At 71.3% G+C, this 25,703-nt stretch carries 22 protein-coding genes and 1 pseudogene; 5 read left to right on the top strand and 18 right to left on the bottom strand.

Annotated features, from left to right (window positions below; all coding sequences use genetic code 11):
• Positions 1-34 precede the first annotated feature (34 nt).
• Together wsfD and QP939_RS12510 are read right to left on the bottom strand one after the other, a co-directional pair.
• Entirely contained in the window at positions 35-1,471 is a 1,437-nt protein-coding gene (wsfD, locus tag QP939_RS12505) for a glycan biosynthesis hexose transferase WsfD (protein WP_285456919.1), read from the bottom strand.
• Entirely contained in the window at positions 1,468-3,123 is a 1,656-nt protein-coding gene (locus tag QP939_RS12510) for a DUF8728 domain-containing protein (protein ID WP_285456920.1), read from the bottom strand. The genes wsfD and QP939_RS12510 overlap by 4 nt, the downstream gene beginning before the upstream one ends.
• Before the next feature lie 160 nt (positions 3,124-3,283).
• On the opposite strand from QP939_RS12510, the gene QP939_RS12515 reads away from it, so the two are divergent.
• Complete coding sequence (locus QP939_RS12515) at positions 3,284-5,185, top strand: DUF6541 family protein (RefSeq protein ID WP_434219646.1); 1,902 nt, start codon at positions 3,284-3,286, stop codon at positions 5,183-5,185.
• 89 nt (positions 5,186-5,274) lie between these two features.
• Here the strand turns inward: QP939_RS12515 and QP939_RS12520 are convergent, their stop codons facing one another.
• From QP939_RS12520 to QP939_RS12550, 7 genes are read right to left on the bottom strand one after another with little or no spacing between them, the layout of a single operon-like run.
• Entirely contained in the window at positions 5,275-6,243 is a 969-nt protein-coding gene (locus tag QP939_RS12520) for a lysylphosphatidylglycerol synthase transmembrane domain-containing protein (protein ID WP_285456922.1), read from the bottom strand.
• A gap of 12 nt (positions 6,244-6,255) precedes the next feature.
• Positions 6,256-7,500, bottom strand: a complete 1,245-nt coding sequence (locus QP939_RS12525) for an acyl-CoA reductase (protein ID WP_285456923.1) — start codon at positions 7,498-7,500, stop codon at positions 6,256-6,258.
• Positions 7,497-8,549: a LuxE/PaaK family acyltransferase gene (locus tag QP939_RS12530; RefSeq protein WP_285456924.1), complete on the bottom strand. Its 1,053-nt coding sequence runs from the start codon at positions 8,547-8,549 to the stop codon at positions 7,497-7,499. The genes QP939_RS12525 and QP939_RS12530 overlap by 4 nt, the downstream gene beginning before the upstream one ends.
• Positions 8,546-9,940 carry an AMP-binding protein gene (locus QP939_RS12535; protein ID WP_285456925.1) on the bottom strand — a complete coding sequence of 465 codons (1,395 nt, stop codon included), beginning with the start codon at positions 9,938-9,940 and terminating at the stop codon, positions 8,546-8,548. Before QP939_RS12535 ends, QP939_RS12530 begins: the two co-directional genes overlap by 4 nt.
• Positions 9,937-10,668, bottom strand: a complete 732-nt coding sequence (locus QP939_RS12540; protein WP_285456926.1) for an SDR family NAD(P)-dependent oxidoreductase — start codon at positions 10,666-10,668, stop codon at positions 9,937-9,939. The genes QP939_RS12535 and QP939_RS12540 overlap by 4 nt, the downstream gene beginning before the upstream one ends.
• Positions 10,661-10,906, bottom strand: a complete 246-nt coding sequence (locus QP939_RS12545; protein WP_285456927.1) for an acyl carrier protein — start codon at positions 10,904-10,906, stop codon at positions 10,661-10,663. The genes QP939_RS12540 and QP939_RS12545 overlap by 8 nt, the downstream gene beginning before the upstream one ends.
• A gap of 11 nt (positions 10,907-10,917) precedes the next feature.
• Positions 10,918-11,637: an acyl-ACP--UDP-N-acetylglucosamine O-acyltransferase family protein gene (locus QP939_RS12550; protein ID WP_285456928.1), complete on the bottom strand. Its 720-nt coding sequence runs from the start codon at positions 11,635-11,637 to the stop codon at positions 10,918-10,920.
• Positions 11,638-11,786: 149 nt separating this feature from the next.
• Between QP939_RS12550 and QP939_RS12555 the strand changes: the two genes are divergently transcribed.
• Positions 11,787-12,893 carry a DegT/DnrJ/EryC1/StrS family aminotransferase gene (locus tag QP939_RS12555; RefSeq protein WP_285456929.1) on the top strand — a complete coding sequence of 369 codons (1,107 nt, stop codon included), beginning with the start codon at positions 11,787-11,789 and terminating at the stop codon, positions 12,891-12,893.
• Positions 12,890-13,847 (top strand): annotated as a pseudogene (locus tag QP939_RS12560) (Gfo/Idh/MocA family protein). Before QP939_RS12555 ends, QP939_RS12560 begins: the two are co-directional and overlap by 4 nt.
• Here QP939_RS12560 and QP939_RS12565 read toward each other — a convergent pair.
• The 3 genes from QP939_RS12565 to QP939_RS12575 all read right to left on the bottom strand — a co-directional run bounded on the left by QP939_RS12565 (position 13,844) and on the right by QP939_RS12575 (position 16,577).
• Entirely contained in the window at positions 13,844-15,220 is a 1,377-nt protein-coding gene (locus tag QP939_RS12565) for a M20/M25/M40 family metallo-hydrolase (RefSeq protein ID WP_434219673.1), read from the bottom strand. The pseudogene QP939_RS12560 and the gene QP939_RS12565 overlap by 4 nt on opposite strands.
• Positions 15,221-15,294: 74 nt before the next feature.
• Positions 15,295-16,071, bottom strand: coding sequence for a hypothetical protein (locus tag QP939_RS12570; protein WP_352251135.1), 777 nt, complete (start codon positions 16,069-16,071; stop codon positions 15,295-15,297).
• The gene (locus QP939_RS12575) at positions 16,068-16,577 is read right to left on the bottom strand and encodes a SigE family RNA polymerase sigma factor (protein WP_285456931.1); all 510 of its coding nucleotides are present in this window, start codon (positions 16,575-16,577) and stop codon (positions 16,068-16,070) included. Before QP939_RS12575 ends, QP939_RS12570 begins: the two co-directional genes overlap by 4 nt.
• Positions 16,578-16,687: 110 nt before the next feature.
• Between QP939_RS12575 and QP939_RS12580 the strand changes: the two genes are divergently transcribed.
• Positions 16,688-17,311, top strand: a complete 624-nt coding sequence (locus QP939_RS12580) for a hypothetical protein (RefSeq protein ID WP_285456932.1) — start codon at positions 16,688-16,690, stop codon at positions 17,309-17,311.
• On the opposite strand, the gene QP939_RS12585 is transcribed toward QP939_RS12580, so the two are convergent.
• The 6 genes from QP939_RS12585 to QP939_RS12610 all read right to left on the bottom strand — a co-directional run bounded on the left by QP939_RS12585 (position 17,265) and on the right by QP939_RS12610 (position 22,482).
• The gene (locus QP939_RS12585; RefSeq protein ID WP_285456933.1) at positions 17,265-17,840 is read right to left on the bottom strand and encodes a Uma2 family endonuclease; all 576 of its coding nucleotides are present in this window, start codon (positions 17,838-17,840) and stop codon (positions 17,265-17,267) included. The two genes, QP939_RS12580 and QP939_RS12585, sit on opposite strands and share 47 nt — an antisense overlap.
• Before the next feature lie 323 nt (positions 17,841-18,163).
• The gene (locus tag QP939_RS12590; RefSeq protein WP_285456934.1) at positions 18,164-18,547 is read right to left on the bottom strand and encodes a hypothetical protein; all 384 of its coding nucleotides are present in this window, start codon (positions 18,545-18,547) and stop codon (positions 18,164-18,166) included.
• A 9-nt stretch (positions 18,548-18,556) separates the two neighbouring features.
• Positions 18,557-19,183 carry an acyltransferase gene (locus tag QP939_RS12595; RefSeq protein WP_285456935.1) on the bottom strand — a complete coding sequence of 209 codons (627 nt, stop codon included), beginning with the start codon at positions 19,181-19,183 and terminating at the stop codon, positions 18,557-18,559.
• Positions 19,170-20,366, bottom strand: a complete 1,197-nt coding sequence (locus QP939_RS12600; protein WP_285456936.1) for a glycosyltransferase family 4 protein — start codon at positions 20,364-20,366, stop codon at positions 19,170-19,172. The genes QP939_RS12595 and QP939_RS12600 overlap by 14 nt, the downstream gene beginning before the upstream one ends.
• Positions 20,367-20,398: 32 nt before the next feature.
• A complete protein-coding gene (locus QP939_RS12605; RefSeq protein WP_285456937.1) occupies positions 20,399-21,328 on the bottom strand; it encodes an NAD-dependent epimerase/dehydratase family protein in 930 nt (309 codons plus the stop codon).
• A 23-nt stretch (positions 21,329-21,351) separates the two neighbouring features.
• The gene (locus QP939_RS12610) at positions 21,352-22,482 is read right to left on the bottom strand and encodes a DegT/DnrJ/EryC1/StrS family aminotransferase (protein ID WP_285456938.1); all 1,131 of its coding nucleotides are present in this window, start codon (positions 22,480-22,482) and stop codon (positions 21,352-21,354) included.
• Between the two features lie 126 nt (positions 22,483-22,608).
• Between QP939_RS12610 and QP939_RS12615 the strand changes: the two genes are divergently transcribed.
• A complete protein-coding gene (locus QP939_RS12615; protein WP_285456939.1) occupies positions 22,609-25,686 on the top strand; it encodes an AfsR/SARP family transcriptional regulator in 3,078 nt (1,025 codons plus the stop codon).
• The last annotated feature ends 17 nt before the right edge of the window (positions 25,687-25,703 follow it).

Raw genomic sequence — 25,703 nt, forward strand, 5'->3', positions numbered from 1 at the left:
GGTTCAGCGAGGGAGAACACAAACCGGGCGAAACTCACACCGGCTGAACGTCGTCCCGCCGCCGGACCGGGATGGCCAGCACCACGGCCACCAGGATCGCGAACAAGGCCACCGACTGGTGCTTGGTGCCCTCGATGCCGTCGCCGAGCGCGGCGGTGCCGAACTGCGACACCGAGACCGCGAACAGGAACGCGAGCACGACGCCCAGCGCGTTCCGCCGCTGCAGCCAGGCCCTGACCAGCACGAACAGCCAGATCGGGACCAGCGCGAACAGGCCGAGCGGGCTGATCAGCCCGGTCAGCCAGGACACCACCGGCACCCGGTACTCCTGCGCGTGCGGCGCGAAGCCGGCGGACTGGTCGAAGCTGCCGAGGTAGTCCGGCCGGGCGGTCAGCTGGTCGGTCGCGGCGCGGTTGAGGACTTCGAGCGTCCGGCCGGGGTGCGTCGCGAAGTACCCGATGACGTTCCGGCGGCTCATCAGGTGCCGGTACTGGGGGTAGAGCGGGTCGGCCGTCGCCGGGTGCGGGTGCCACCAGCCGTTGCCCGCGTACTGCGCGAACGACGGCGGCAGCCCGAGGTCGGCGAGGTCGGCCTGCGTATCGTGCTTCCCGTCGACGATGTTCAGGAAGATCGAGTTGAACATGTTGACTTCACGGGAGTCGTCGCCGGGCCGGGCGGCGACCGTGCCGTCGGGCGCGATGGCCGGTTCGACGCTCTGCTGCGCCCACAGCGAGATGGCGCCGAGGGCACCGATGACCAGCACCGCCGACGCCCACCGCCGCACGCCCCGCAGCGTGCCCGGCCGGACGAGCAGGATCGCGAGCACGAGGATCGGCAGAATGGTCAAGGTCTGGACCTTGGCGTTGACCGCCAGGACGCCGCCGGCGAGCGTCACGGCCATCCCCGCGTAGCTCCAGCGGCCCTCGCGCGCGGTCAGCAGCAGCCCGCCGACGGCCAGCAGCAGGCCGAGGAACGCGGTGCCCTCGCCGAGCACCGAGGCGAAGTACCCGAAGAACGCCGAATCGGCGACGACCAGCAGCAGCCCGGCCGCCACCGCGAGCCGCGCCCGGCGCCGGTACGGCAGGCCGAGCACGATCGCCGTCACCGCGGCCGCGGCGATGACGCTGCTCACCAGGCCCAGCACGACCAGGCTGAGCGTGGTGTGCAGACCGAGCACGCGGCCGATCTTGACGGCCAGCTCCGCGAGCCAGCTCTGCGTCAGCAGGTACGTCGGACGGCACGGCGCCGCGCCGGGCTCGACGGTGTAGGCGAGGTGGATGAACGGCTCCGGCCCGCCCTGCCAGGTGATGCCGGCGCCGCACAGCACGCGGGCGCCGTCGCCGTTGTTGGACATCGCGACCGGACGCGGGACCAGGAACCGCAGCACGAACAACGCGAGCGCGGTCCCGAAAACACCGATGCCGAGCACCGCCTCGGCGTTCAGCTGCTTCTTCGGGACTTCGAGCTTCACGTTGGGCATGGTACGTAGCGGAAATCCGGACCCTGGTCGAGGTCTTGGACAACGGACGTCGCCAGCTCGGCGCGCGGGTACACGGCGACCCAGTACGGCGTCCCGACGCGGCGGAACGTCGCGACTTCGTACTGGCCCGCGTACACCGGGTCGATCGCGCAGCGCTGGCGGTCGGCGTAACCGCCGTCGGTCGGCACGGCGACGATCGGCCGCCGGTCGTTGACGACGTAGTCATAGTCCGTGGCGACGCCGCCGTCGTGCCGGCCGTCGCGGGCGATGTGGTCGTCGGTGCGGCCGAAGACGTCGATGACGAGCAGCTGCCCGCCGTGGGCCGCGAGCGCGCCCGGGGCGGCCCCGCTGACGACCGAGCCCGCCGGCAGGTATTCGCCGAGCCAGCCGCCGATCTCGGCGAGCTCGGTGCCATGCGCGCGCCAGTCGCGGACGCGGTCGAGCATTTCGGGGCTGAACACCGAGACGAGTACCGCGATCCCGGCGAGCCCGCAGGCGGTCACCGGCACCAGCCGCGTCGCCGCGGGCCACGCCCTCGGCCGCGGCGACGGTTTCTCTTCGAGGTCCGCGGTGAGCACGCCGTAGGTCGCGACGCCCGCGACGGCGAGCAGCGGCGGCACCGGCGCGAGCAGCCGCCACGACGGACCGGGGTCACCTCCGGCGAAGACGGCGACGGCGGCGAGCCCCACGGCCGTCGCGAAGAGCAGCCAGATCAGTGCACGGGCTTCGAGCGCGGCGCCGCCGGTGCGGCGCAGCAGCAACGCGACCGCGGCGACCAGGCCGAGCAGCAGGAAACCCTGGTGGGCCAAGGCGAACCCGGACAGGTACGGCCAGCCCTCGGCGACCTGCGAGCCGAGCGGGCCACCGAGTTTCGCGGCCAGCGGCGCGGGGAGGAAGTGCTGGTAGAACGTCCACCGCCAGGCCAGCCGGGGCACCAGGAACACGAGCGCCCCCAGCACGTACCCGACGGACGCCCACCAGCTGTGCTGCTTCTTGAGCGCGGCGCCGGCCAGCCACAGCCCGCCCAGCACGGCCACCACCAGCCCTTCGGGACTGGTCATGACGGCGAACGCGACGAGCACCCCGGCGACCACCGGGCGGCGCGCGGCGAGCGAATAGGCGACGGCGAGGACGAGCAGAACGAACAGCGGCACTTCGGAACCCGAAGCCCCGTACACGGCGAGGCCGCCCGCGCTCGCGGTCAGCACCGCGGCGGCGACGCCGATCGCGGGCCGCGGCTCGGCGTCGGCCCGCGCGACGATCCGGTTGACCAGGAAGAAGGAGAGCAGCACGCAGCCGAGCGCGGCGACGACCCCGAACACGACGGCGGCGGTTTCGACGTCCGCGCCGAACGCGGCGCGCGGCAGCGCGATCAGCACCAGCCACAGGAAGTTCGTGTAGCCCTCGACGCGTTCACCGGGGTTGAACACCGGGCCGTTGCCGTCGGCGATGTTGCGCGCGTACCGGAACGTCACGAGCGCGTCTTCGGTGACGGTCGCGAAGAGGAGCTGGTGGAGCAGGGAAAGCCCGAGGGTGAGGGCGAGGACGAACGCGCGCCAGCCGCGATCGGTGTCGAGGCGCCCCCAGGTGAGCACGACGATCGCGGCGAGCACGAGCCACGCCACCACGACCGCGTAGACCACCCGGCCCCCTCGAGAAGATCGCTCCGCCGGCGCCAGTCAAGCAGGGAAACGCACTGGTCAATATAACCCGTTTGGGTATCGCGAACAGATGTCCGCGAATTGTCCCCTTCGGACGTCACCCCGGAGAACCGGCCGGTTCCTCTTCGGCTTAGTCTCCAGCGTGCTCTCCGTCTGCGTTGCCATTGTCGTCATCGCCGTTCCAGGCCTGCTGACCGGCCTCGCCGTGGGCTTGCGCGGCTGGGCCCTCGCGGGCCTCGCGCCGTTGCTGAGCTACGCCATCGGCGGGCTCACCGGGCCGTGGACGGCGGCGATCGGGCTGTCGTTCACCCCGTGGACCTACGCCATTTCCACCGTCGTGTTCGCCGCGATCGCTTTCGGTGTCCGGAAACTGACCGTGCGCCGCCGTCCGGTCGAGCCGGAACCGGGTTTGTGGGACCGCCGCGGTCACCTGGCCGTGGTGGCGTGCCTGATCCTCGCGGCGGCGGTCGGTTTCTACGCGACCCTGCGCGGGCTGGGCCACATCGGCGCGCTGCCGCAGGGGTTCGACGCGGTGTACCACGGCAACGCGGTGCGCTACATCGCCGACACCGGCGACGGCAGCCTGTTCGGCACGAGCAACGTGAACTGGTGGGGCGACGCGACCCCGGTGTTCTATCCCAACGCCTACCACCTGCTGGCGGCGGTGACGTACCTGCTGAGCGGGGCGTCGATCCCGGAGACGCTCGACGCGAACACCGTGCTGCTGCCGGGATTGCTGGCGTTGTCGCTGGTGACGCTGGTCCGCGTGTTCCGCGGCCGCGCGGTGTTCGCGGGTGCGGCGGCGCTGACCGCGGTGGCGCCGGTGGTGGGCGTGTACGAGTCGATGGACCGCGGGCCGCTGCTGCCGTTCGCGCTGGGGGTGACGCTGACGCCGTTGGCGGCGGTGGCGTTGCACCGGTACCTGGAGCGCGTCGCGTTCGACACGGGTTTCGTGCTGCTGCTGGCCGCGGTGGGGTTGCTGTGCATCCATTCGTCGACGTTGTTCGGCGGGATCCTGTTCGCCGGGCCGGTTCTGGTCCAGCGCTGGATCACGCAGTGGCGCCGGATCGGCCGGGATCTGCTGGCGCTGCTGCCGATCGCGGTGGTGTCGCTGCTGGTGGCGTGGCTGCAGTTGTTCGGCGCGTTGGGGCTCGCGACGGGCAACGTCCCGTACTACGGCTGGCCGAGCGAGTGGCGCGCGACGACGGCGTTGGGCGCGTTGCTGGGATTCCAGCACTACGAGGCGCATCCGCAGGTGTGGCTGTCGGTCGCGTTGTTCCTGGGCATCGTGTTCTTCGCGCGCGCCGGGGCGTTGCGCTGGATCGGCCTGACGGCGGCGGTGACGGGCCTGGCGTACATCGCGGTGGCGTCGTCGAACGCGCCGTTGGTGATGGCGCTTTCCCGCCCGTGGTGGGACGACCCGTACCGGTTCTTCGCGATGGCGGCGATCCCGCTGTGCGTGCTGGCGGCGCACGGGTTGGCGTCGACGCAGGCGTGGCTGCGCGACAAGCTGCCGTCGGTCCGCGGCCGCCGGCTGCCCGCGGTGGCCGTGGCGGTGGTGGTGCTGCTCGGGTTCGTGGTGCTGACGAACGGGTTGTACTTCCGCTCGAACGGCGACCGCGTGTACACGGGTTACCAGGCGGCGGATCCGTCGAAGCTGCGCGTGACGCCGGGTGAAGAGGCGGCGATGGTGGAGCTGGGCAAGCTGGCCAAGCCGGGCGACTGGGCGATGAACGACCGCTTCGACGGGACGGCGTGGACGTTCGCGCTGTCGGGCGTTCGGTCGGTGGCCGGGCACTTCGACGAGACGTGGCCGCCCTCGGACGCGATCCTGCTGGCCGAGAAGTTCAAGGACTACGAGACGAACCCGGCGGTCCGCGCGGCCGTCCAGCGGCTGAACATCCACTGGGTGATCCTGGGGAAGCCGTCGACCGAGCCGGGGAAGCCGCCCTACCAGCCGGGACTGGTCGGACTCGCCGGGGAGCCGTTCCTCAAGGAGGAGTACCGCAACTCGGACGCGGTGATCTACCGCCTGGTCTCCTGAGGCGGTTGTCCACAGGTGCATAAGGCCTGTGGACAACCGGTGGACAACGGGCGGCCGCGGCTGCGAGCGCGTTCCGAGCGGTCTGGTGGTCAGGCGGGCGTCGGCACCGAACGGGTTGACCGGGCCGCCACCGCGGCCGCGCCCGCCGTCAACAGGTCCGCCACCGTGAACATCACCCGGGAGGCCACCGCGAACGCCGTCGCCTGGCCGACCGTCAGGCCGCTCGCCGTCAGGACCGCCACCTGGGCCACCTCGCGGACACCCACCCCGCTCGGGAGGATGAACGCGAACGTGCCCACCGTCATCGCCACCGCCATCGCGCCCACGCACAACACGAAGCCGCTGAAGCCGGGCGCGCCCACCGAGTTCGCCAGCAGCCACAGGTGGATGCCCTGGAGGCACCACGCCACCGTCGACGCGCCGAAGACCTTGCCGACCACCTTCCAGCCCAGCGGGTGGGCCAGCGGCGGGCGGCGGAGGATCTTCAGCACCAGGGACGTGCCCCACGTCAGGATCTTCGGGTGCAGCATCGCCAGGCCGACCGGGATGAGCACGAACAGCCACATCGCGCGCGGGCTGTTGCTGAACACCGCCGGGGCCGCCAGCAGCGACACCACCAGCGCCGACACCACGCCCACGCCGAGCTGGATCAGGGAGCCGGTGAAGATGCGGGCCCTCGCCAGGCCCGCTTTGCGGCCCAGCTCCATCTGCAGCAGGTACGCCCACACCGAACCCGGCACGTACTTGCCGAGTGAGCCGACCAGGCAGATCTGCGCGCCGCGGGCGTAGCCGATCGGCTTGCCCAGGTCGTCGACCATGACCTGCCAGCCCCACGTGGACACCATGATCGCCGCGACCAGGGCCAGCAGGCTCAGCAGCGACGACTGCCACGCCACGTCGCGCAGGGTGTGCCAGAACTCGCCCCAGTTGGAGGCCAGCTGCTTCGCCGCGAAGCCGATGACCAGGAGGATCGCGACCCACCTGACGACGTCGAGGATCTTCGCCTTGGTGGACTTCGGCTGCTTACCCGCGGCCGGTAGTTCCTCAACTGTCGTCATCGACACGTCTCCTCAGGCCTGCACCGTGACCAGGCGGCTGAACTCGGCCAGCAGATCGTAACCGTCCCACACCGCCGAGAACGTCAGGGCCGAGCCGAACGGCACGATCCGGTCGACGCCGCGGCCCGCGAGCTCGTGGGCGAACGCTGTCAGTTCTTCCGCCGTGAAGCCGAATTGGCTGACGGTCTGGTCCTTGCGCAGGACGATGGGCACTAGATCGGACAAAGTGGACACTCGGGCGTTCGCGAACGTGCCCGCGCCGAGCCATTCGCGCGGCAGCACCGCCGGGTCGGCCAGTTCGAGCGTCGCCAGGCCGTTGCCCTGGAACGCGATTTCCTTGACCAGCCCGTCGACCGCCGCGCCGTACGCCGACACGCGCTTTTGGACCGCCATCGCGGGCTCGGTGACGTGCTGCTTGGTCTCCAGCACCGACGCCAGCAGCGTGCGGAACTCCTGGCCAGCGGCCTGGGCACTCGCCTCCTCGCCGACCCAGAACACCGCGCGCGGCGACGAGCAGGCGGCCTGGTCGAACCAGTACGAGTCGTTGTAGAAGCCCTCGGCGGCCGCGCGACGCTCCTCTTCGGCCGCCCGCTGCCAGCCCGCCACCGAGGCGACCGCGAACGACGAGCGGTCCGGGAACGTCAGGTCACGCGCGTGCGGCGCCAGCGGGTACCTGCGCAGCGCCGCGACCGAACCGTCGCCGCCCCAGATGACGCGCAGGTCCGCGGCCAGCGACAACGCGCCGCTCACCTCGTCGCTGCGGTCGTAGGTCACCATCCGCTGGGTGGCCCGGATGACGTCCGCCACCGAGGGGTCCACTTCGGACAGCGCGGCGTTCAGCGCCTCCAGCACCGCCTCGGCGGCCCCGGCCGAGCGCGACGACACCCGCACGACGTTGTGGTTGCCCGCCAGCGCGGACAGCGCCCACGAGTAGACGAAGATCGTGTCGACGTTCGCCGGGGGCACGTGGAACACCAGCCCGCGCGGGAACCGCAGCGCGTTGCCTGAAGTGTCCAGTGTGGACAGGGCCTTGGCGATTTCGCCCTTGCGCAGGAAGAAGCCGAGTGACGCCAGCTCCGGGAACCGGCGCGCGGTGGCCGGGGCCAGCAGCTTGCGGGCGAACTTCGTGACGAACTCGACGATCCGCGGGTCGCCGACGCGCAGCCGCCCTCCCGGCGGCGAAGCGCGAAGCTCGTCGACCAGGTCGGTCACGGAGACCGGAGCAGCAGCCGGGAAACGCTGGGTCAGGGAAGTCACGCGGCCGCTCCCGAGAACGTGTCCGAGCACCCGCGGGCCTCGGCCTTCGGCAGGCGACCGAGCACGGAGAAGTGCTTGCCCGGCCAGTCGCCGTCGTCGATGCCGTTGTAGACACCTAGGTCTTCGGTCAGCAGGACGTGGCCCGGGTACGACGTCGGCAGCGTCGAGACGACCTCGATCACGCCCGGCTCGCCGACCGGCTGCTCTTCCCACGTCTCCGGGTTCCGGATCACGACGTCGGCGAAGTCCGGGCAGTACAGCGAGTTGCCGGACGGGCCCTCGAGGAACACGGTGCCGATCTGCTCGATCATCCCGTAGTAGTTGTGGATCCGGGTCAGGCCGGTGTCCTCTTTGAACCGCCGCCGGAACTCGGTGTTGTCGACCGCGCGGTCGATCAGCTTCTTCCAGCCGCCGCTGTGGATGAGGATGCCGTTCGAGAGGTCGAGGTTGTTGTCCCGCGCGACCTCGTACAGGTACAGCCACACCATGAACGTGAAGCCGAAGATCAGGAACGGCTTGTCGCCGTACTCCGCGAGGAACTTCTTGACCGCCTCGACGTCCGGCTTGTCGTTCTCGTCGAGCACGTACGTGTGCTTGCGGCCGAAGTTCGCCATGCCGAGCACGCCCGCGCCGCGCGCGGAGAACGACCGGCGGTTCTTGATGATGCCGATCGTGTCGACCATCAGCATCGGCAGCCGTTCGCCGCCGAGGACCTCCTGCAGGGTCGCGCCGAGCTGCTTGGTCTGCGCGCCCGCCGCCTCCTTGTCGAGGTAGATCCGCGACGCGCCGGCGCCGGTGGTGCCCGACGACGTCAGCGTCTTGAACACCTCGCTGTCCGGGACGGACTTGAGGTCGTGCGTCTTGAACATCCGCACCGGCAGCCAGGGCAGGTCCGAGATCGTGGCGAAGGACGCGTCGGGCGCGATGCCCAGCGACGACAGGATCCGGTCGTAGCCCTCGGAGTTCGCCCGGTGGTGGGCCGTCAGCGAGGTGAGTTCGGGCAGCAGCAAGGCTTCCCGGTCGGCCTGCGACCGAGTGAACACACTCATACCTTCGCCTCCAGTGACCGGTAGTCGATCTTGCCGCTGGCCAGCAGCGGCACGGTGTCGATCGGGCGCACGTCGAACCCGCTGGCGTGCAGGTGCAGGCGCTCGGCGAGCGCCCGCGACGCGTCCTTGCAGATGTCCTTGTCGGCACCCTCGGCGAACAGCACGACCTTGTCGCCGGCGGGCACCGCCGCCACCACGTCGATCCCGACCGCCGCCGTGCGCACGGCGTGCTCGAGGTCGTCGAGGCTGACGCGGTTGCCGAACACCTTGCCGATGCGCTTGAGCCGCCCGGTGATGAACAAGTACCCGTCTTCGTCCAGGTACCCCAGATCGCCGGTGGCCAGCACCCCGCCGTATTCGTCACCCTTGGCCAGCCCGGACTCGTCGTCCGCGTAGCCCATCATCACATTGGGCCCACGGTAGACGACCTCACCGACGATTTTCGGGTGCGTGGTCTCCGACCCGTCGTCGCGACGGACGGCGAACTTCCCGCCCGGCAGCGCCGGCCCGGCGGAACCGAGCTTTTCGGCCAGCTTTTCCGCGGGCACGGTCGTCATCCGCGGCGACGCCTCGGTCTGGCCGTACATGACGTACATCCGGCCGCCGACGGCGAGCATCTTCTCGTTGAACTCGGCGACCAGCTCGTCGCGCAGCTTCCCGCCGGCCTGCGTCAGCGTGCGCAGCGTCGGGTACTTCGCGGGGTCGAACTTGAGCCGCCGCAGCATTTCGTAGTGGTACGGAACGCCCGAAAGGGACGTGACGCCGTACGTGTTCACCGCGTCCCAGAAGCCACGGCCGAGGACGCCGGACGGCTCGATCACGACCGTCGCGTCCCGCACCAGGTGCGAGTTCAGCACCGACAGGCCGTAGCTGTAGTGCAACGGGAGGCAGGTGGGCGCGACCTCGTCGGCGTCGATGTGCAGCACCTGCGCGATGGCGTCGGCGTTGGCCAGGATCGCCTGCCGCGAGAGCCGGACGAGCTTCGGGTTGCCGGTCGAGCCGCTGGTCGGCAGCAACACCGCCAGGTCCGGGTGCGGCTGGACGCCCTCGGCGGAGTCGCGGACCCAGTCCGCGCCCCGCGTGGTGTAGCCCTCGGGCGCGTCGCCCGAGGCGGCCAGCACGGCCGCCGGGCGGAAGCGCGCGACCAGCCCGGCCAGCACGTCGGCGTCCAGCGCCGGGTCGATCAACGCGATCGCCCGCCCGGACTCGAACGCGCCGAGGTAGGTCAGCACGCTCGGCAGGTCGACCGACATCCGGGCGAACACGACGCCGGCGGGCAGCGCCGCCAGCGCGTCCATCGAGCGGCCGACCTCGGCCGACAGTTCCGCGCCGGCCAGCGTGCGGCCCCCGGCCACATCCACCAGCCGAGCTCCCGCACCCAGCAACGTCACAGCACCAAGCCTCCGTCGACGCCCAGCACCTGTCCGGTGATGAAGGACGCCTCATCACTCACCAGGAACCGGATCGCGTTCGCCACGTCTTCCGCCCGGCCAAGGCGCCCGAGCGGCGTCTTGCCGGTGTTCTCCGCCTTCGCGTCCTCGGAGAGGCCCGCGGTCAGGTCGGTCTCGATCACGCCCGGCGCGACCGCGTTGACCCGGATGCCGGACCGGCCGAGCTCCTTCGCCGCCGACTTCGCGATGTTCGCCACCGCCGCCTTCGACGCCGCGTACACCGTCTGACCAGCGCTTCCGTACTCGCCGACGATCGAGGCGAGGACGACGATCGCGCCGGTCTTCTTCCGCATCATCGCCCGGGCCGCGGCCTGGACGGTGTGCAGCGTGCCGGCGACGTTCGTGCTCAGCGTCGTGTCGACGACGTCTTCCTTGATCATGCCGAGGAGCGCGTCCTCCATGATCCCGGCGTTCGCGACGACGACGTCGAGCTTCCCGTGCTCCTTCGCGACGCTCCTGACCAGCGAAGACACCGCCTTCGCGTCGGTGACGTCGAGGGCGAGCCCGGCTGCGGCGCCCGCCGAAGCGGCGGCCTCCTTGGCGCGGGACTCGTCGCGGCCGGTGAGCACCACCGTCGCGCCCGCATCGACGAGCGCGCGCACGGTGGCCAGGCCGATCCCCCGCGTCCCGCCGGTGACGAGCGCGACGCGACCGGTCAGATCAGTCATTCTTCGACTGCAGCTCGGTCACCATGTCGACGGCGACCTTGAAGCTCGACATGTCGATCACCTGGTCGGTGTCGAACTCGACGTCGAACTCGTCCTCGATGGCCGCGACCAGCGCCATGTGGCCGACCGAGTCCCACGCCTCGATGTCGCGGTACTTCAGGTTCTCGACGTCCACGTCACCGTCGAGGTCCAGCGCTTCGACGAAGACCTCGCGCAGCTTGGGGGCGACTTCCGACATGTTCACAGCTCCTAGTGTTCCTCGCGCGGGCGAGCGTCCCACGCCTTGACCAAGGTAGAGAGGTCTTCGGGCAGCGTGACGTCCGGGAGCCCCGCCTTGCCCTTCAGCCACGGCCCGAGCGCCTCGATCGTCGCCTCGTCCAGACCACGACGCGACAGGCCCACCACGTTGACGCCCGTGACGCGGGCGGGGTTGCCGACGGCGATGGTGAACGCGCCGATCTCGCGGCGGACGGCCGAGCCCATCCCGATCATCGCGCCGGGGCCGATCACGACCTTCTGGTGCAGGATCGCGCCCATGCCGAGGTTGGCGCCGTCCCAGATGTGGCAGTGGCCGCCGGTGACGGCGTTGGAGGCGATCGTCACGGCGTCGCCGACCAGGCAGTCGTGGGCGACGTGGGAGCCGCGCAGGAAGTAGCCGTCGCTGCCGACCGTCGTCGTCCGCCAGGTCCCTTGGTGGACGCTCACGTACTCGCGGATGCGGTTGCGGCTGCCGATGACGACGCCATGGCCGTCGTGATCCGGGTCACCCACCGGCGCGGTGGTCCAGGCGTCCGGGTGGGGGCGGCCGCGGTCCTCGCCGGGCGTGCCGATCGTCACGTGCGGGCCGATCCAGTTGCCGTTCCCGATCCTCGTCGGCCCGACGATCACGGCGAAGGGCCCGATCACGTTGTCGTCGCCGAGTTCGACGCCTTCGCCGAGCACAGCGGTCGGGTGGATGCGGTTGGCCACGGGCGGGTATCCGTTCGTCGGCGGCTGGGTACTGGGCGTGCTACCGCGCCCGGTAACGTGTGGCCCGCGTTCATGCAGGGCGGCCGGGCGCAGAACCGGCGGCCCACTGTACCGGACGCGCCGAAATCGCCTGCCGAGAGAGACTGCCCATGATCCCCATCACCGTGGTCGACGTCCGCGACGCGGAGGACCTCGTCGTCGAGGTCCTGCGTTCCGGCGCCATCGCACAGGGACCGATGGTCAAGCGCTTCGAAGACGCCTTCGCGGCGGTCTCCGGGACGAAGCACGCGATCGCGGTCAACAACGGGACGACCGCGCTGGTCGCCGCCCTGCAGGTCCTCGACCTGAAGCCGGGTGACGAGGTCATCACCTCGCCGTTCACCTTCGTGGCGACGCTGAACGCGATCCTCGAGGCGGGCGCGACCGTCCGGTTCGCCGACATCCGGCGCGACGACTTCGCGATCGACCCCGACGCCGTGGCGAAGGCCGTGACGGACCGCACGAAGGTCCTCATGCCGGTGCACCTGTACGGCCAGACGGCGGACATGGGCAAGCTCGCCCCGCTCGCCGCCGAGCACGGCCTCCAGGTCATCGAGGACTCCGCGCAGGCCGTCGGCGCGTCGTTCGAGGGCAAGCAGGCCGGCTCGTTCGGCATCGGCTGCTTCTCGCTGTACGCGACGAAGAACATCACGACCGCCGAGGGCGGCGTCATCACCACCGACGACGACGCGCTGGCCGACAAGCTGCGCGTGCTGCGCAACCAGGGCATGCGTGCCCGCTACCAGTACGAGGTCGCCGGGCACAACTACCGGATGACCGACCTGCACGCAGCCGTCGGCATTCCGCAGCTGGCGAAGCTCGACCAGCTGACCGCCGCCCGCCAGGCCAACGCGAAGCGGCTCTCGGAGGGTCTCGCGGGCACGCCGGGCCTCGAGGTGCCGAAGGTGCTGCCGGGCCGCGAGCACGTGTGGCACCAGTACACCGTGCTGGTCGGGCCGCACGCGTTCCTCTCGCGCGACGAGCTGGCCGCGGCGCTCACCGAGCGCGGCATCGGCAACGGCATCTACTACCCCAAGATCGTCTTCGACTACGAGTGCTACGCGGGGCACGACCTGATCCCCGGCGCCCGCGTCGAAGACTTCCCCGTGGCGAAGGCGGTCGCCGAACAGGCGCTTTCGCTGCCGGTGCACCCGCACCTGACCGAGTCCGACCTGGACACCATCATCGAAACCGTTCGCGAGGTACTGGGCGCATGACGCATCGGATCGCTCTTGTCGGGACCGGGAACATGGGTTCCCTCCACGCCCGCGTGCTCGCCGGCAACGACCGCGTGGACCTGGTCCGCGTGATCGATCCGCGCGAGGAAGCGGGCACGGCCGTCGCCGAGCGGTACGAAACGAAGTGGACACCGGAGATCGGCTCACTGTCCGATGTGGACGCAGTGGTGCTGGCCTCGGCCACCGAGGCGCACTACGAGCTGGCGCAGGAGATCCTCGGCCAGGGCAAGCCGATGCTCGTGGAAAAGCCGGTGTGCAACAGCTTCGAGCTGTCGCAGGAGATCGTCGCGCTGTCGGCGAAGAAGGACGTCCCGCTGATGTGCGGGCTGCTGGAGCGCTACAACCCGGCGGTCATGACGGCGCTGGCGCTGGTCCAGGAGCCGGTGCACCTGATGGCACGCCGCCACGGCCCGTACGCGCCGCGGATCAAGACCGGCGTCGCGTGGGACCTGCTGGTCCACGACGTCGACCTGGCGATCCAGTTCTTCGGCGGGACGACGCCGGCGCGCGTGACGTCCGGCGCGGGCTACTTCCACCCGCAGTCGGTCGAGGGCGCCGAGGACACCATCGAGACGGTGCTGTCGTTCCCGAGCGGCCTGGCCACGGTGTCGGCCTCGCGGCTGGGCCAGAAGAAGGTTCGCTCGCTGGTCGTGTCGGAAGCTCGACCGGCTGATCGAGATCGACCTGCTGCGCCGCGACGTCACGATCTACCGGCACGTGTCGCACGACTCCGTCACCCCGGACGGCCTCGGCTACCGCCAGCAGACGGTGATCGAGATCCCCGAGCTGGTCACCGCCCGCGAGCCGCTCGCGACGCAGCTGGACCGCTTCTGCGACCTGCTGGAGGGCAAGGTCGACGCCGCCACCGAGCGCGACCTGATCCTGCCGTCGCACCACGTCGTCGAGCAGGTCCTGACGCAGGCCGCGGCCTAGCTGACCGGCGCCGGGAACGCGGCCGGGCTCCGGTGTCCGCCGGGGCCCACCGCGCGGACGCCGAAGAAGACGTTGTCCTTCGACAGGTCGACTTTCGCGGTCAGCGCGGGGCCGACGTCGATGGCGTGCGTCCAGTCCGGGGCCGTCGTCTCGCGCCAGAGGACCTCGTAGCTCACCGCGCCCGGCGTGGCGGTCCAGAGCAGTTCGGAGTCGTTCGTCAGCGCCGCGGTGCGGATCTTGACGCCCTCCGGCGTGCCCGGCGCGGTGGCGAGTGACCACAGCGCGGCGCCGTTGACCCGCGCGACGCGGGCGATGAACGGGAAGTCGCAGAACTCGGGCAGGTCGCCGTACTGGACACCGTTTTCGACGCGGACGTTCTGGTGCTGGTGGGCGAAGTTCTCGGCGGGCTCGGTGAACCGCGCCGCCGGGTAGCCCTGTTCGAGGAAGCCGATGTGGTCGCCGCCGCGCAGGTAGCGGTCGCGCCGGTAGATCACCCGGACCGCCATGCCGGTCGCGTCGTTCTCCGCCACCGACTTGACGAACCGGGCCAGCTGCCGCGGCGGCGAGTCGTTCTCGCCGCCGATGCTGCGGCGCAGGTTCGCCTCGGCCGGGGTTTCCGCGGTCGGGACGCCCTCGGCGAAGAGGCGGATCGTCCCCGGGTCCCGCGTGCCGTCGTCGGCGCGGCTGGCGCCGACGATGTCGTTGGTGAACATCGCCTGGACGTCGGTGCCCGCCGCCTTGAACAGCTGGGCCATGTGCCGCGAGCCGTAGAGGCCCTGCTCCTCGCCCGCGACGGCGGCGAAGACGATCGTCGCGGCCGGTTGCCGGGTCGAGAGCGCCCGCGCCAGCTCCAGGGAGACGGCGACCCCCGACGCGTCGTCGTCCGCGCCCGGCGCGTCGCTGGTGAAGTCCATGACGTCCGAGCAGCGCGAGTCGTAGTGCCCGGAGACGACGTAGACGCGGCCCGGATCGGTGGAGCCGTGCAGCGTCGCGACGACGTTGGTGATCGTCGTCGGCACCGGGATCCGGTCGGCGGGCGGCTGGACGTACGACTGCAGCTCGACGCTCAGCCGTCCCCCGGACGCGGCCGCGACCTGCTGGAACTGCGCGAAGAGCCAGTCGCGCGCGGCACCGATGCCGCGCACGGGGTCGTCCTGGGCGGAGAGCGTGTGCCGGGTGCCGAACGCGGCCAGCCGCCGCACGGTCGCCTCGACGCGCCGCTCGTCGACCTGCCGCAGCAGCGAGCGCAGTTCGGCGTCGGGACGCTGCGGCCGGACCGGGCCGCCGGGCCCGCGGTCCCCCAGCTCGGCGGCGCCCGCGGGGACACCGGCTGTGCCATCCGGGGCTTCGCCCCGGGCCGGGGGCTTCGCCACCCGGAACCCCCCAAAAGCGGCCGAGGAAGCCGCGCCGAGCGCGGCCGAAGCGGTGAGGAACGCGCGTCTGGAGGTCACGGTGGGTTTCTTACGCCCGCCGTGTGCCGGTGGGTACCGCCTACTTGGTGAGCCGCTTCCCGGCCGCGTCGTAGGCGATCAGGGGCGTCAGGACGGCGGAGTTCGGGACGGCGGCGCGGTCGAACCAGAAGATGACCACGTTCGGGTCCTCGGTCCACTTCGCCGTGCTGGCCTCGACGGTCTGGCCGTGGACGGTGGTGGTGATGCGAGCGGCGGGGCCGGCGAAGTAGCCGAAGACGGGGATGACCTCGTCGCCGGAGAAGCTCGCCGCCGTCGGTGGCGTGGAAGCCGAACGACCGGTCGGAGCCGCGGACCTCGTTCGTCATCAGCACGGACTGCAGCGCCTGGCCGGAGCGGAACCCGGCGACCAGGCCGAAGTGGGTGTCCGGCAGTTCGGGCAGCTCGACGGCCCGCGCGAAGAAGACGATCTCGCCCCGGCGGGTGTGGATCCCGGTCCCGACGACGTCCCCGATCGGCCGCTCGGCGGGCGTGGCGCCGGTCGTCGCGCCGGTCGTCGCGCCGGTCGTCGGTGTCACGGAGGCGGGCGACGGCGGCTGCGCGACGGGAGCGGGCGCGGGCTGCCGCAACTGGACGGCGAAGACGACGACGAGCACGACGGCGGCCGCGGCGGCAACCCCGGCGGCGCTGGTGAGGACGCGGCGGCGACGTCGGATGCGGGTGCCATCGGCCATGATCTTGGCCAGGTCGGGCTCGGCGAAGGGCTCATCGGGCGGCTGCCGGAGAGCGGCGCGGAAGTCGTCGAGGTCGTTCATCGCCCGCTCCCTCCGATCAGGGTCTCCTCGGCGGCGGCTTCGACCCGCAGCTTGGCCAGGGCCCGCGAGTTCGTGCTCTTCACGGTACCGAGCGAAACCCCGAGCTCACGGGCGACATCGGCTTCGGGCAGGTCGAAGAAGTGGCGCAGCACGACGACGGCGCGTTCGCGGTCGGTGAGCGTCTTGAGGACGGCGGTGAGCCACGCGCGCTGGGTGACGGCCTTGTCGACGTCGTGCCGGTCCGGCCCCTCGGGCACGGTCTCGGTGGCGTACTCGCGGATCGGCCGCCGCCAGCCGTCGATGACGTGGTTCACCAAGACGGTGCGCGCGTAGCCGTAGGCGTCCTTGTGCCGGACCCGTGACCAGGCGGCGTAGGTCCGGGTGAAAGCGGTCTGGGCGGCGTCCTCGGCCTGGTGGCGGTCGCCGGTGAGCAGGTACGCGGCGTGGGTGAGCCTCGCCGAGGACGCGCGCACGAAGTCCGCGAACTCCTCGTCGCCCCGCGCCATGCGTCACCCCCTCGGTCCCTACCCAGCGACGGGTGGGCCGCGGAAAGGTTGCCTCGTGAACGTTGCGTAACCGAAATCCACCGGCCGTGACGGGGAGCTAGGTTGTTGACGTGCGCAACTTGGGGGTACTCATCGCCGCCGCATGCCTGCTGACCGGCGTCGCAGCGTGTTCGAACGGCTCTACGACGGCGGCGGCCCCGGCGACGACGTCGGCGCCGTCATCGACGTCGGTGAGCAAGCCGAAGCCGAAACCGACCTTCACCCCGGCCGCCTCACCGGCGACGCTGAAGGAGGCCTGCCCGTTCCTGAGCGACGCCGAGATCATTCAGAGCCTCGGCAGGGGGCTCAGCGGCGGCTCCAAGGAAACGGCGCCGACCGAGACCGGGGCCGGCAAGGCTTACGTCTGCCAATACGGCGCCGGGCAGCTGGGCTACCTCTTCGTCGCCACGGACTCCCGGACGGTGGCCAAGTTCCTGGCGGCGGCGAAGAAGGACTGCAAAGACCCGGTGACGATGCCCGGAGTCGGCGAAGGCGCGATGCACTGCGAGCTGACCGGCGAGCTCAGCGGAGTCCTGGTGGCGCTCGCCAAGCACAGCCACGGCCAGCTGCGGACCGCCTACCTGCTCTTGAAACCGACGGCACCGAAGCTGCCTACACCGCGCTCGGGAAGCTGCTGGCCGAGCGGCTCTAGGGCCGTTGCGCCCGCCGGGTGGTCAAGGCGTCCAGGTCGATGACGAGGCCGGAGCCCGCGAACTCGAGTTCAGCCACTCCGGAGAACTCGCCGAAGTCCTCGTAGTCCTCCTCGACGAGCCGGTAGGTGATCAGGCTGACCGGCGGGTCGAGGTCGACGATCCAGTAGTGCTCGATCCCGGCTTCGGCGTACTCGGAGTGCTTCATGACCCGGTCGGTGCGCTTGCTGCCTTCGGACAGCACCTCGATGACGAGCCGCGCCTCACGGGCCGCCATCCGCGCCGGGTTCGTCTCCACCAAGTCGGTCGGCGCCACCACGACATCGGGTGCCCGGACCGTCAGCGGAGCCTCGGCGACGACCACCTCGACCTCGCTCAACGCCCAGAGCTCATCCGGGAGCTGTTCGTTGATCAAGTAGCTCAGCCGGGTAACAGCGCTCTGGTGGAACGGCAACGGACGCGGCGCCACGACGAGAACCCCTTCGACCACTTCGACCTGGTGCTCCGGGGTTTCCGGCAGGTCGATCCAGTCTTCGAGGGACAGGAGGTGGTGAGGCCACTCCATGACACTCATCGCCTCTCCTCGCCGTCAGTAACTGGACGTCATCTTCCCACGCCAGTCTGCCGGGTAGCCACTCCTCGGAGTAGTCGCCTGATGGGGCTCTCCAGCCCGAAGTGTTCTGCTCTTGCGACGGGTGAGGTCGCGGAAGGGTTGCCTGGTCGAACGTTGTGTAATCGATATCTCGCACTCGGTCACCGAGGACTAAATTGTCCTGCGTGCGCCTCCGTGCGCCAGACTTCACCGCCGGATGACCCCGGTCGATCGGGCGGTTCCACGACGGCGGCGCCGGCGTCCGGCGTCGGCGCTGCCGTCATCCACTTCGGTACCGGGAAGCCCTACCGGCGACCGGCGAGCCACCGCCACCGTCGGCGCTCGGTGACCACCGTGGCGGCGGCGAGCGCGGTCACGGCGACCGCCGCCCACGTGGGCCAGGCGAACCACGAGCTGACGACCGCGGCGACCAGCTGCAGCAGCACCAGCAGGATCGTGACCCACCCCGGCACCGCGACCACCACCTTGGCCTTGTCGCCCGGGGTGGCGAAGCACGTCGGCAGGCCGATCAGGACCACCACCGAGAGGGCCGCCAGCAGCCAGGACACCCCGGCCAGCGCCCAGGGCGTCGCCACCCAGGCGACGAGTTCCGTCGCGAAGCGCAACACGGACGGCAGCCGGTCGTCAGGGCGTCCCGAAGCGGTTTCTTCCCCAGTGGCGTCGAGCACCCGGCAACGCTACTCCGAGAAGTCTCCCGACGGGGCGCCCCAGCCGGACACGTCGCCACCGCGTTCTTCGGCGATCGCACGCCTCCGCGCGTTCTCCGCGCGCACCCGGTCCACTTCGGACTGGATGTACTCCTCGTCGTACTTCTGGAACACGCGCGCGGGGTTGCCTGCCACCAACGTCCGCGGCGGGACGTCCTTCGCCACCACAGAATTCGGCTGCACCGTGGCGAAGTCGCCGATCGTCACGCCCGCCATGATCACCACCAGGCCGCCGATGAAGCAGCCCTTGCCGATCTTGACCGGCTTGCGCTCGATCAGGTCGCTGCCCGAGTGGTTCTGCAGCGTCATGTTCGCGAGCCAGCTCGAGTGCGTGAAGATCAGCGTGTTCAGGCCGATGCTGGTGTGCTCACCGATCTCGAGGCCACCGCTGGCGTCGAGGGCCGCTCCCTCACCGATCCAGCAGTGGTCGCCCATCTTCAAGTTCTCGGGACTGATGATCTTGACCCGCTCGCGCACGCGGCACGTCGACGGCAGCCCGTAGAACTGCGCGCGCTCGGCGTCGTTCATGTACTGCGAGACGAGCTCGGTCAGGATCTGCGGGCGCAGCCGGTGGCTGCGCTCGTCATCGAAGAACATCGGCTTCCGACACCAGTTTCTCGAACGTGCGCAGGTGCTCCTCGGCGACGACGTCGAGGCCGAAGTTCGCCCGCACCATCTCGCTCTCGCGCTGCGCGATCAGGGCCCGGCGCTCCGGGTCGTCGAGCAGCTCGATCACCGTGCGCGCCACGGATTCCGAGTCGTCCGGCCGGACCAGCAGCACGTTCTCGCCGTTGCGCAGCTCGATGCCCGGGTAGTTGTCCTCGGTGACCGACGCGATCGTCGCCGTGCCCGAGAGCATCGCCTCGAGAGACGCCGTGCCGCAGCCGCCGTTGAGGTCGTGCGTCACGATGTCCGCCGCCGCGAAGTACGCCGGGACGTCCGCCTTCGGCACCGCGCCCGTGACCACCAGCGCGTCCGAGACGCCCAGTTCCGCGGCGCGCTTGAGGAACGCGTCGTGGTACACGCGGCCGACGACGACCACCCGGACGCCCGGGTGCTTGTCGAGGATGGCCGGCAGGGCCTCGATCAGCGGCAGCCGGTTGCGCAGCGGGATCACGTGCCCGAGCGACACGATCAGCGGCGCGTCCCCGATCTCGTGCTCCGCGCGGACGTCCTTCGTCACCGGCTTCTCGAAGTGCCCCGTGTCGACCGCGATCGGGAAGTACTCCGAGTTCGCGTCGCTCGTGCCGTAGCGCTCGACGCAGTAGTCGACGCCGAGCTTGTCGAGGATGACGTACCGCGGCTTGATGTACTTCAGGATCGGCTTCACGAGCAGCGCGTCGAGCATCCGGAACACGCCGCCGTACAGCTTGTTGTCGCTGATCAGCAGCGTGTGGATGGTGAGGAGCACCGGGACGCGGTGCCGCCGCGCGTAGATGCCGGCCAGCCACGACAGGTCGAAGAACTGGCCGTGCAGGTGCACCGCGTCCGGCTTGAACTCGTCCAGCAGCTTCCACAGCCGCCGCCAGTTGCCCGGACGCAGCGACGCGAAGCTCATGTCGAAGTCGATCGACAGGCCGACCTGCGGCATCTTCACCGCCGGGAGGCGCACGACGCGGTAACCGTCGCGCTCCTCCTCGGCCGGGGCCTCGCCGTAGGCGGCCGTGATGGCCAGGACCTCGTGCCCGGCCTTCACGAACTGCGCCGCCAGCGACGCCGACATGTGCGCGCTCCCGCCCACGCGGGGCGGGAAGAAGTTGTTCACCACCGCGATGCGCATCGCACGTCCCCGGGCCGGCCCCGCGGTGGCACTCACTCGCTTTCCCGGACCAGCTGCCGCATCCCGTCTTCGACGGTGATCTGCGGCTCCCAGCCCAGCACCTCGCGGGCACGGGTGATGTCCGCGGCCCGGCGCGAAACCAGCACGTCACGCTCGTTGAACAGCGGCTCGACGTCGACGCCGACGGCCTCGATGAGGATCTTCGCCAGCGCGGCGATCGACGTGTCGATGCCGGTGCCGATGTTGATCGGCAGGTTCGCCTGCTCCGACTCGAGCGCCGCGACGACGGCCCGCGCGAGGTCGGTGACGTGCACGAAGTCCATCGACTGGTCGCCGCGGCCGTCGATCACCGGCGGCTGGCCGGCGCGCAGGCGCTGGATGAAGTGGTTGATCACCGACGTGTAGTAGGCCTCGATCTTCTGGCCCGGGCCGTACACGTTGAAGAACCGCAGCGCGTTCCAGGACAGGCCCTTGGTGCGCTCGTAGAAGCCGAGCAGGTCCTCGCCCGCGCGCTTCGAGATGCAGTACGGCGTGAGCGGCTTCAGCTCGTCGTCCTCGTGCATCGGCAGCCGCTTCGGGTCGCCGTAGACCGACGCGGTCGAGGCGAACACCAGGCGCTCGACGCCCTCGTCCGCGGCCGCGGCGAAGACGTTGTGGTTGCCGGTCATGTTGATGTCGATCGACTCGTGCGGGTCGGCGATCGACTTGTTGATCGACACCGTCGCGAAGTGGATGACGTGCGTGCAGCCGCGCATCGCCTCGCGGACCGCGCCGCCGTAGCGGACGTCCTTCTCGACGAGCTCGACCTTGCCGGTCGCGACGAACTCGTTGACGCGGGCCCGGTCGCCGCGCGTCATGTTGTCGAAGATCCGGACCGTGTAGCCACCCTCGATCAGCAGCGGGATGACGTGCGCGGCGATGAACCCGCCGCCCCCGGTGAACAGCACCTTCTTGTCGGACACCAATTTCTCCTCGGTCGGCACTTTCAGGACAGGGACAGCACGGCTTCGCGCACGACCTCGCCGACGCGCGTCACTTCCGCGTCGGTGAGGTTGGCGTGCATCGGGATGGCCAGCTGACGCGCGAACGCGTCGGCCGAGACGGGCAGGGGCGCCTGCGGGCCGTAGATCGGCTGCAGGTGCGAGGCGTACGTGCCGAAGTTGCACTGGACGCCCTGTTCACGGATGCGCAGCGCGAGCGTGTCGCGGCTGACCTCCGGCGCGACCGTGAGCAGGTAGGCCTGCCACGGGTGCTCGCGGTCGGGCAGCTCGACCGGCACGGTCAGCGCGTCGACGTCGGCGAAGGCCTCGTGGTAGCGCTTCGCGACCGACCGGCGGGCCGAGAGCAGGTCCGGCAGGCGGTCGAGCTGGACGTTCATGATCGCGGCCTGGATGTCCGAGAGCCGGAAGTTGTAGCCGAGCTCGTGGAACTCCGGGATCGGCAGCGTGTTCGAGCCTTCGCGGCTGATCGCCGGCTCGATGCCGTAGGTGTGCAGCTTGCGGGCGTGCGCGATGAGGTCCTCGCGGTCGGAGACCAGCGCGCCGCCCTCACCGGCGGTGATGCCCTTGCGGCCGTGGAAGGAGAACGCGGCGAGGTCGGCGAGGCTGCCCGCCGGGCGCGTCCGGTACGTCGCGCCCGCGGCGCAGGCGGCGTCCTCGAACAGCCAGAGGCCGTGCTTGTCGGCGATCGCCCGGTACTCGTCGAAGTCGCCGGGCTGGCCCGCGACGTCGACGGCGAGGATGCCGACCGTCTTCGGTGTGATCAGGGCCTCGACGTGGGCCGGGTCGGCGCTGAAGACGTCCGGGCGGATGTCGGCGAACACCGGCTTCGCGCCGGCCTGCACGACTGCGTGGCCGGTGGCCGGGAACGTGTAGTCGCCGACGATCACCTCGTCGCCGGGCCGCACCCCCAGCACCTTGAGGCCGAGGAAGAGCGCCGAGCCGCAGTTCGCGGTGGTCAGCGCGTGCGCGGTGCCGGTCACCTTGGCGAACCGCTCTTCGAAACGCCGGCACGCCGGGCCGGCACCGGCCAGCCAGCCGGACCGGAAGACCTCGGCGACGGCGGCGAGCTCTTCCTCACCGACGGTCGGCTGGCCAAGGGCGATGCTGTCGGACATACCTCTCCCATTGCGTGGGGACCCGCCGAAGTGTATAGACGCCCGCGCAGCTCCTTCACAGGCCCACGCCGTAGTCCACTTTCGAGTGAAACTTTCCCAGGTCGGCGGAAGTTCTAGGCTGGGCCCATGCGATTCGGGGTGCTGGGGGCCGTCGCCGCGTGGCACCCGGACGGCGGGCAGGTGGCGGTGGGCGGCCCGCGGTCACGGGCCTTGCTGGCGCTGCTCGCGCTGGAGGCCGGGCGGTTCGTCCCGGCCGAGCGGCTCATCGACGGCATGTACGGCGAGTACCCACCCGACGGCGCGGCCAACGCGCTGCAGTCGCAGGTGTCGCGGTTGCGGACGGCGTTGAAGGACCTGGCACCGGTCGAGTTCACCGCGGCCGGGTACCGGCTGGTCGTCGAACCGGACGAAGTGGACGTTCTCGCGTTCGAGCGGCTCGCGCGTGAAGGCCGCGCGCTCCTGAAGAACGGCGAGCACGCGAAGGCGGCGCGAGTGCTCGGCGACGCTCTGGCGTTGTGGCGCGGGCCCGCGTTCGCCGACCTGCCGGACTTCGCCGCCCGGGCCGCCCGGCTCGAGGAGCTGCGCGCGGACGCCGTGGACGACCACGTCGAGGCCCGGCTGGCCCTCGGGCAGGCCGGGGACGTCCTCGACGAGCTGCGCGAGACGGTCGCCGCGCAGCCACTGCGGGAACGGCCGCGTGCGCAGCTGGTCCGCGCGCTGGCGGCCGCGGACCGGCCGGCTGACGCGCTCGCCGCGTTCGAAGACGCCCGCCGCGTCCTGGCCGACGAGCTGGGCGCCGACCCCGGCCCGGAGCTGGCCGAAGCCCACCTCGCCGTGCTCCGCGGTGAGGGTGAGAAGCCCGTGCTCTCCGCGCCGCCCGCGCAGCTGACCAGCTTCGTCGGCCGCGACGCCGAGCTGCGGCAGGTGGCCGACCTGCTGGAACGCGGCAGGCTCGTCACGCTCACCGGGCCGGGCGGCACCGGCAAGACGCGGCTGGCCGTCGAAGCCGCCACCGCGGCCGGGGACGTCGCGTTCGTCGAGCTGGCGCCGCACGGCGGCGACGGGATCGCGGGTGCGGTGCTGGCCGCGCTCGGCCTGCGCGAAGGCTCGCGCGGCGGCCCTCAGGACCCGGCCGAGCGGCTGATCTCGGCGTTGCGCGACCGCTCGGTGCTGCTCGTGCTCGACAACTGCGAGCACGTCGTCGACGTCGCGGCCCGGCTGGTCGCGCGGCTGCTCGCCGCGTGCCCCGGCCTGCGGGTGCTGGCCACCAGCCGCGAGCCGCTCGGCATCACCGGCGAGCAGCTGGCGCCGGTGCCGCGGCTGGCTGTCCCACCGCCGGGGACGCCCGCCGCGGAGGCCTCGGCGTACCCAGCCGTCCGGCTGTTCGCCGACCGGGCGGCCGCGAGCGACCCCGCGTTCGTCCTCGACGACGACACGGTCGGCGACGTCCAGCACCTCTGCGCCGCCCTCGACGGCCTGCCGCTGGCGCTGGAGCTGGCCGCGGCCCGCGTCCGGAGCCTGGCCGTCGGCGAGATCGCGGTCCGGCTCGACGACCGGTTCCGGCTGCTCGCCCGCGGCAGCCGGACGGCCGAGGAGCGGCACCGCTCGCTGCGCGGCGTCGTCGAGTGGAGCTGGGACCTGCTCGGCGAGGACGAACGCGAGCTGGCCCGCCGCCTGGCGGTCTTCCCGGGCGGCGTGACGCTCGCCGCGGCGGCCGAGGTCTGCGGCGCGGACCCGGACCTGCTGCTCGAACTGGCGGACAAGTCGCTGGTCGAGGCGGCCGGCGGCCGGTTCCGGATGCTGGAGACGATCCGCGCGTTCGGCGCGGAGAAGCTCGCGGAGGCGGGCGAGACCGAGCGGTTCCACCGCGCGCACGCCGAGTACTTCCTGCGGTTCGCCGAGGAAGCCGACCCGATGCTGCGCACCGCGGACCAGCTGGACTGGCTGGCCCGGATCGACGCCGAGTACGACAACGTCCTGGCCGCGTTGCGCTGGGCGACCGACCACGACGTCGCGCTCGCCCTGCGGCTGGTGCCGCTGCTGGCGATGTACTGGTGGATGCGCGGGCGCCGGTTCGAAGGCGCCGGGCTTTCGCTGGCCGTCGTCTCGCGGACGACGCCGGAGCTGCGCGAGGAGTACGTCGAGGAGTTCCTGGTGTGCGTGCTCGGCGCGCTGGCGGGGTCGCCGCACGAGTCGCTGGAGCAGTACCTGCCGCTGGTCCGGCGGTACGCGGTGGACGGCGACTGGTCGCCGCGGAACCCGATGCTGGTGATGCTGCTCGGCGTCGTCGTGGGCCCGCCCGGCGACGACGACGAGCTGCTCGGCCGCGGCGAGGGCCTGCTGGCGGCCGGTGACGCCTGGGGCTGGGCGCTCCTGCCGACCGGCATGGGCCTGCGGGCGATGATGACCGGCGACCTGGCCGGCGCCGAGGAAGGCCTGCGCGAGGGTGCGGCGCAGTTCCGCGCGCTCGGCGAGCGGTGGGGCCTGTCGATGGCCCTGGACCACCTGTCGCAGCTGCTGACCTGGCGCGGTGAGCACGACGCCGCCGTCCCGTTGATGGACGAGGCACTGGCCCTGATGCACGAGCTCGGCGCGACGGACGACGCGGCGGACCTGATCTGCCGCCGCGCGTGGACGCGCCTGCTCTCGGGCGACCGGGCGGGGGCCCGCGCGGACTACGAGCTGGCGGCGGCGACGGCCCGCCGCACGGGGATGCCGGAGACGCGCGCGGCGGCGGACGTCGGCTTGGCGAACCTCGCGCGCCTGTCCGGTGACCTCGACACCGCCCGCGAGTGGTGCGAGCGGGCCCTGACGAAGTGCCCGGGCGGCTCGTTCGCGGCGGAGACCGTCCGCGCGATGGCGCTGATCTCGCTGGGCTGGCTGGCCGTGGCCGAAGGACGGCCCGAGGAGGCGGCCGGGCTGCACCGCTCGGCCTTGCTGACCGGACGGCAGTGGCACGCGGGTGACGTCGTGGCGTTCGCCCTCGAGGGCTTGGCCGGGGTCGTGCCGCCGGGCCAGGCGGCCACGCTGCTGGGCGCGGCGGCGGGCGTGCGGGGGACGTCGATCGCGGGCGACCCGGACGTCTCGTCGGTGCGGGCCCGCGTGCGGGAGTCCTTGGGCGCGGACGGTTTCGAGCGGGCCTACGCGACCGGGCTGGCGATGAACACGCAGAAGGCGCTGACCACGGCCGGGCTGGCGGACTGACCGCCTCACCTGGCCCT

The sequence above is a fragment of the Amycolatopsis nalaikhensis genome (assembly GCF_030264295.1).
GTDB lineage: Bacteria > Actinomycetota > Actinomycetes > Mycobacteriales > Pseudonocardiaceae > Amycolatopsis > Amycolatopsis nalaikhensis.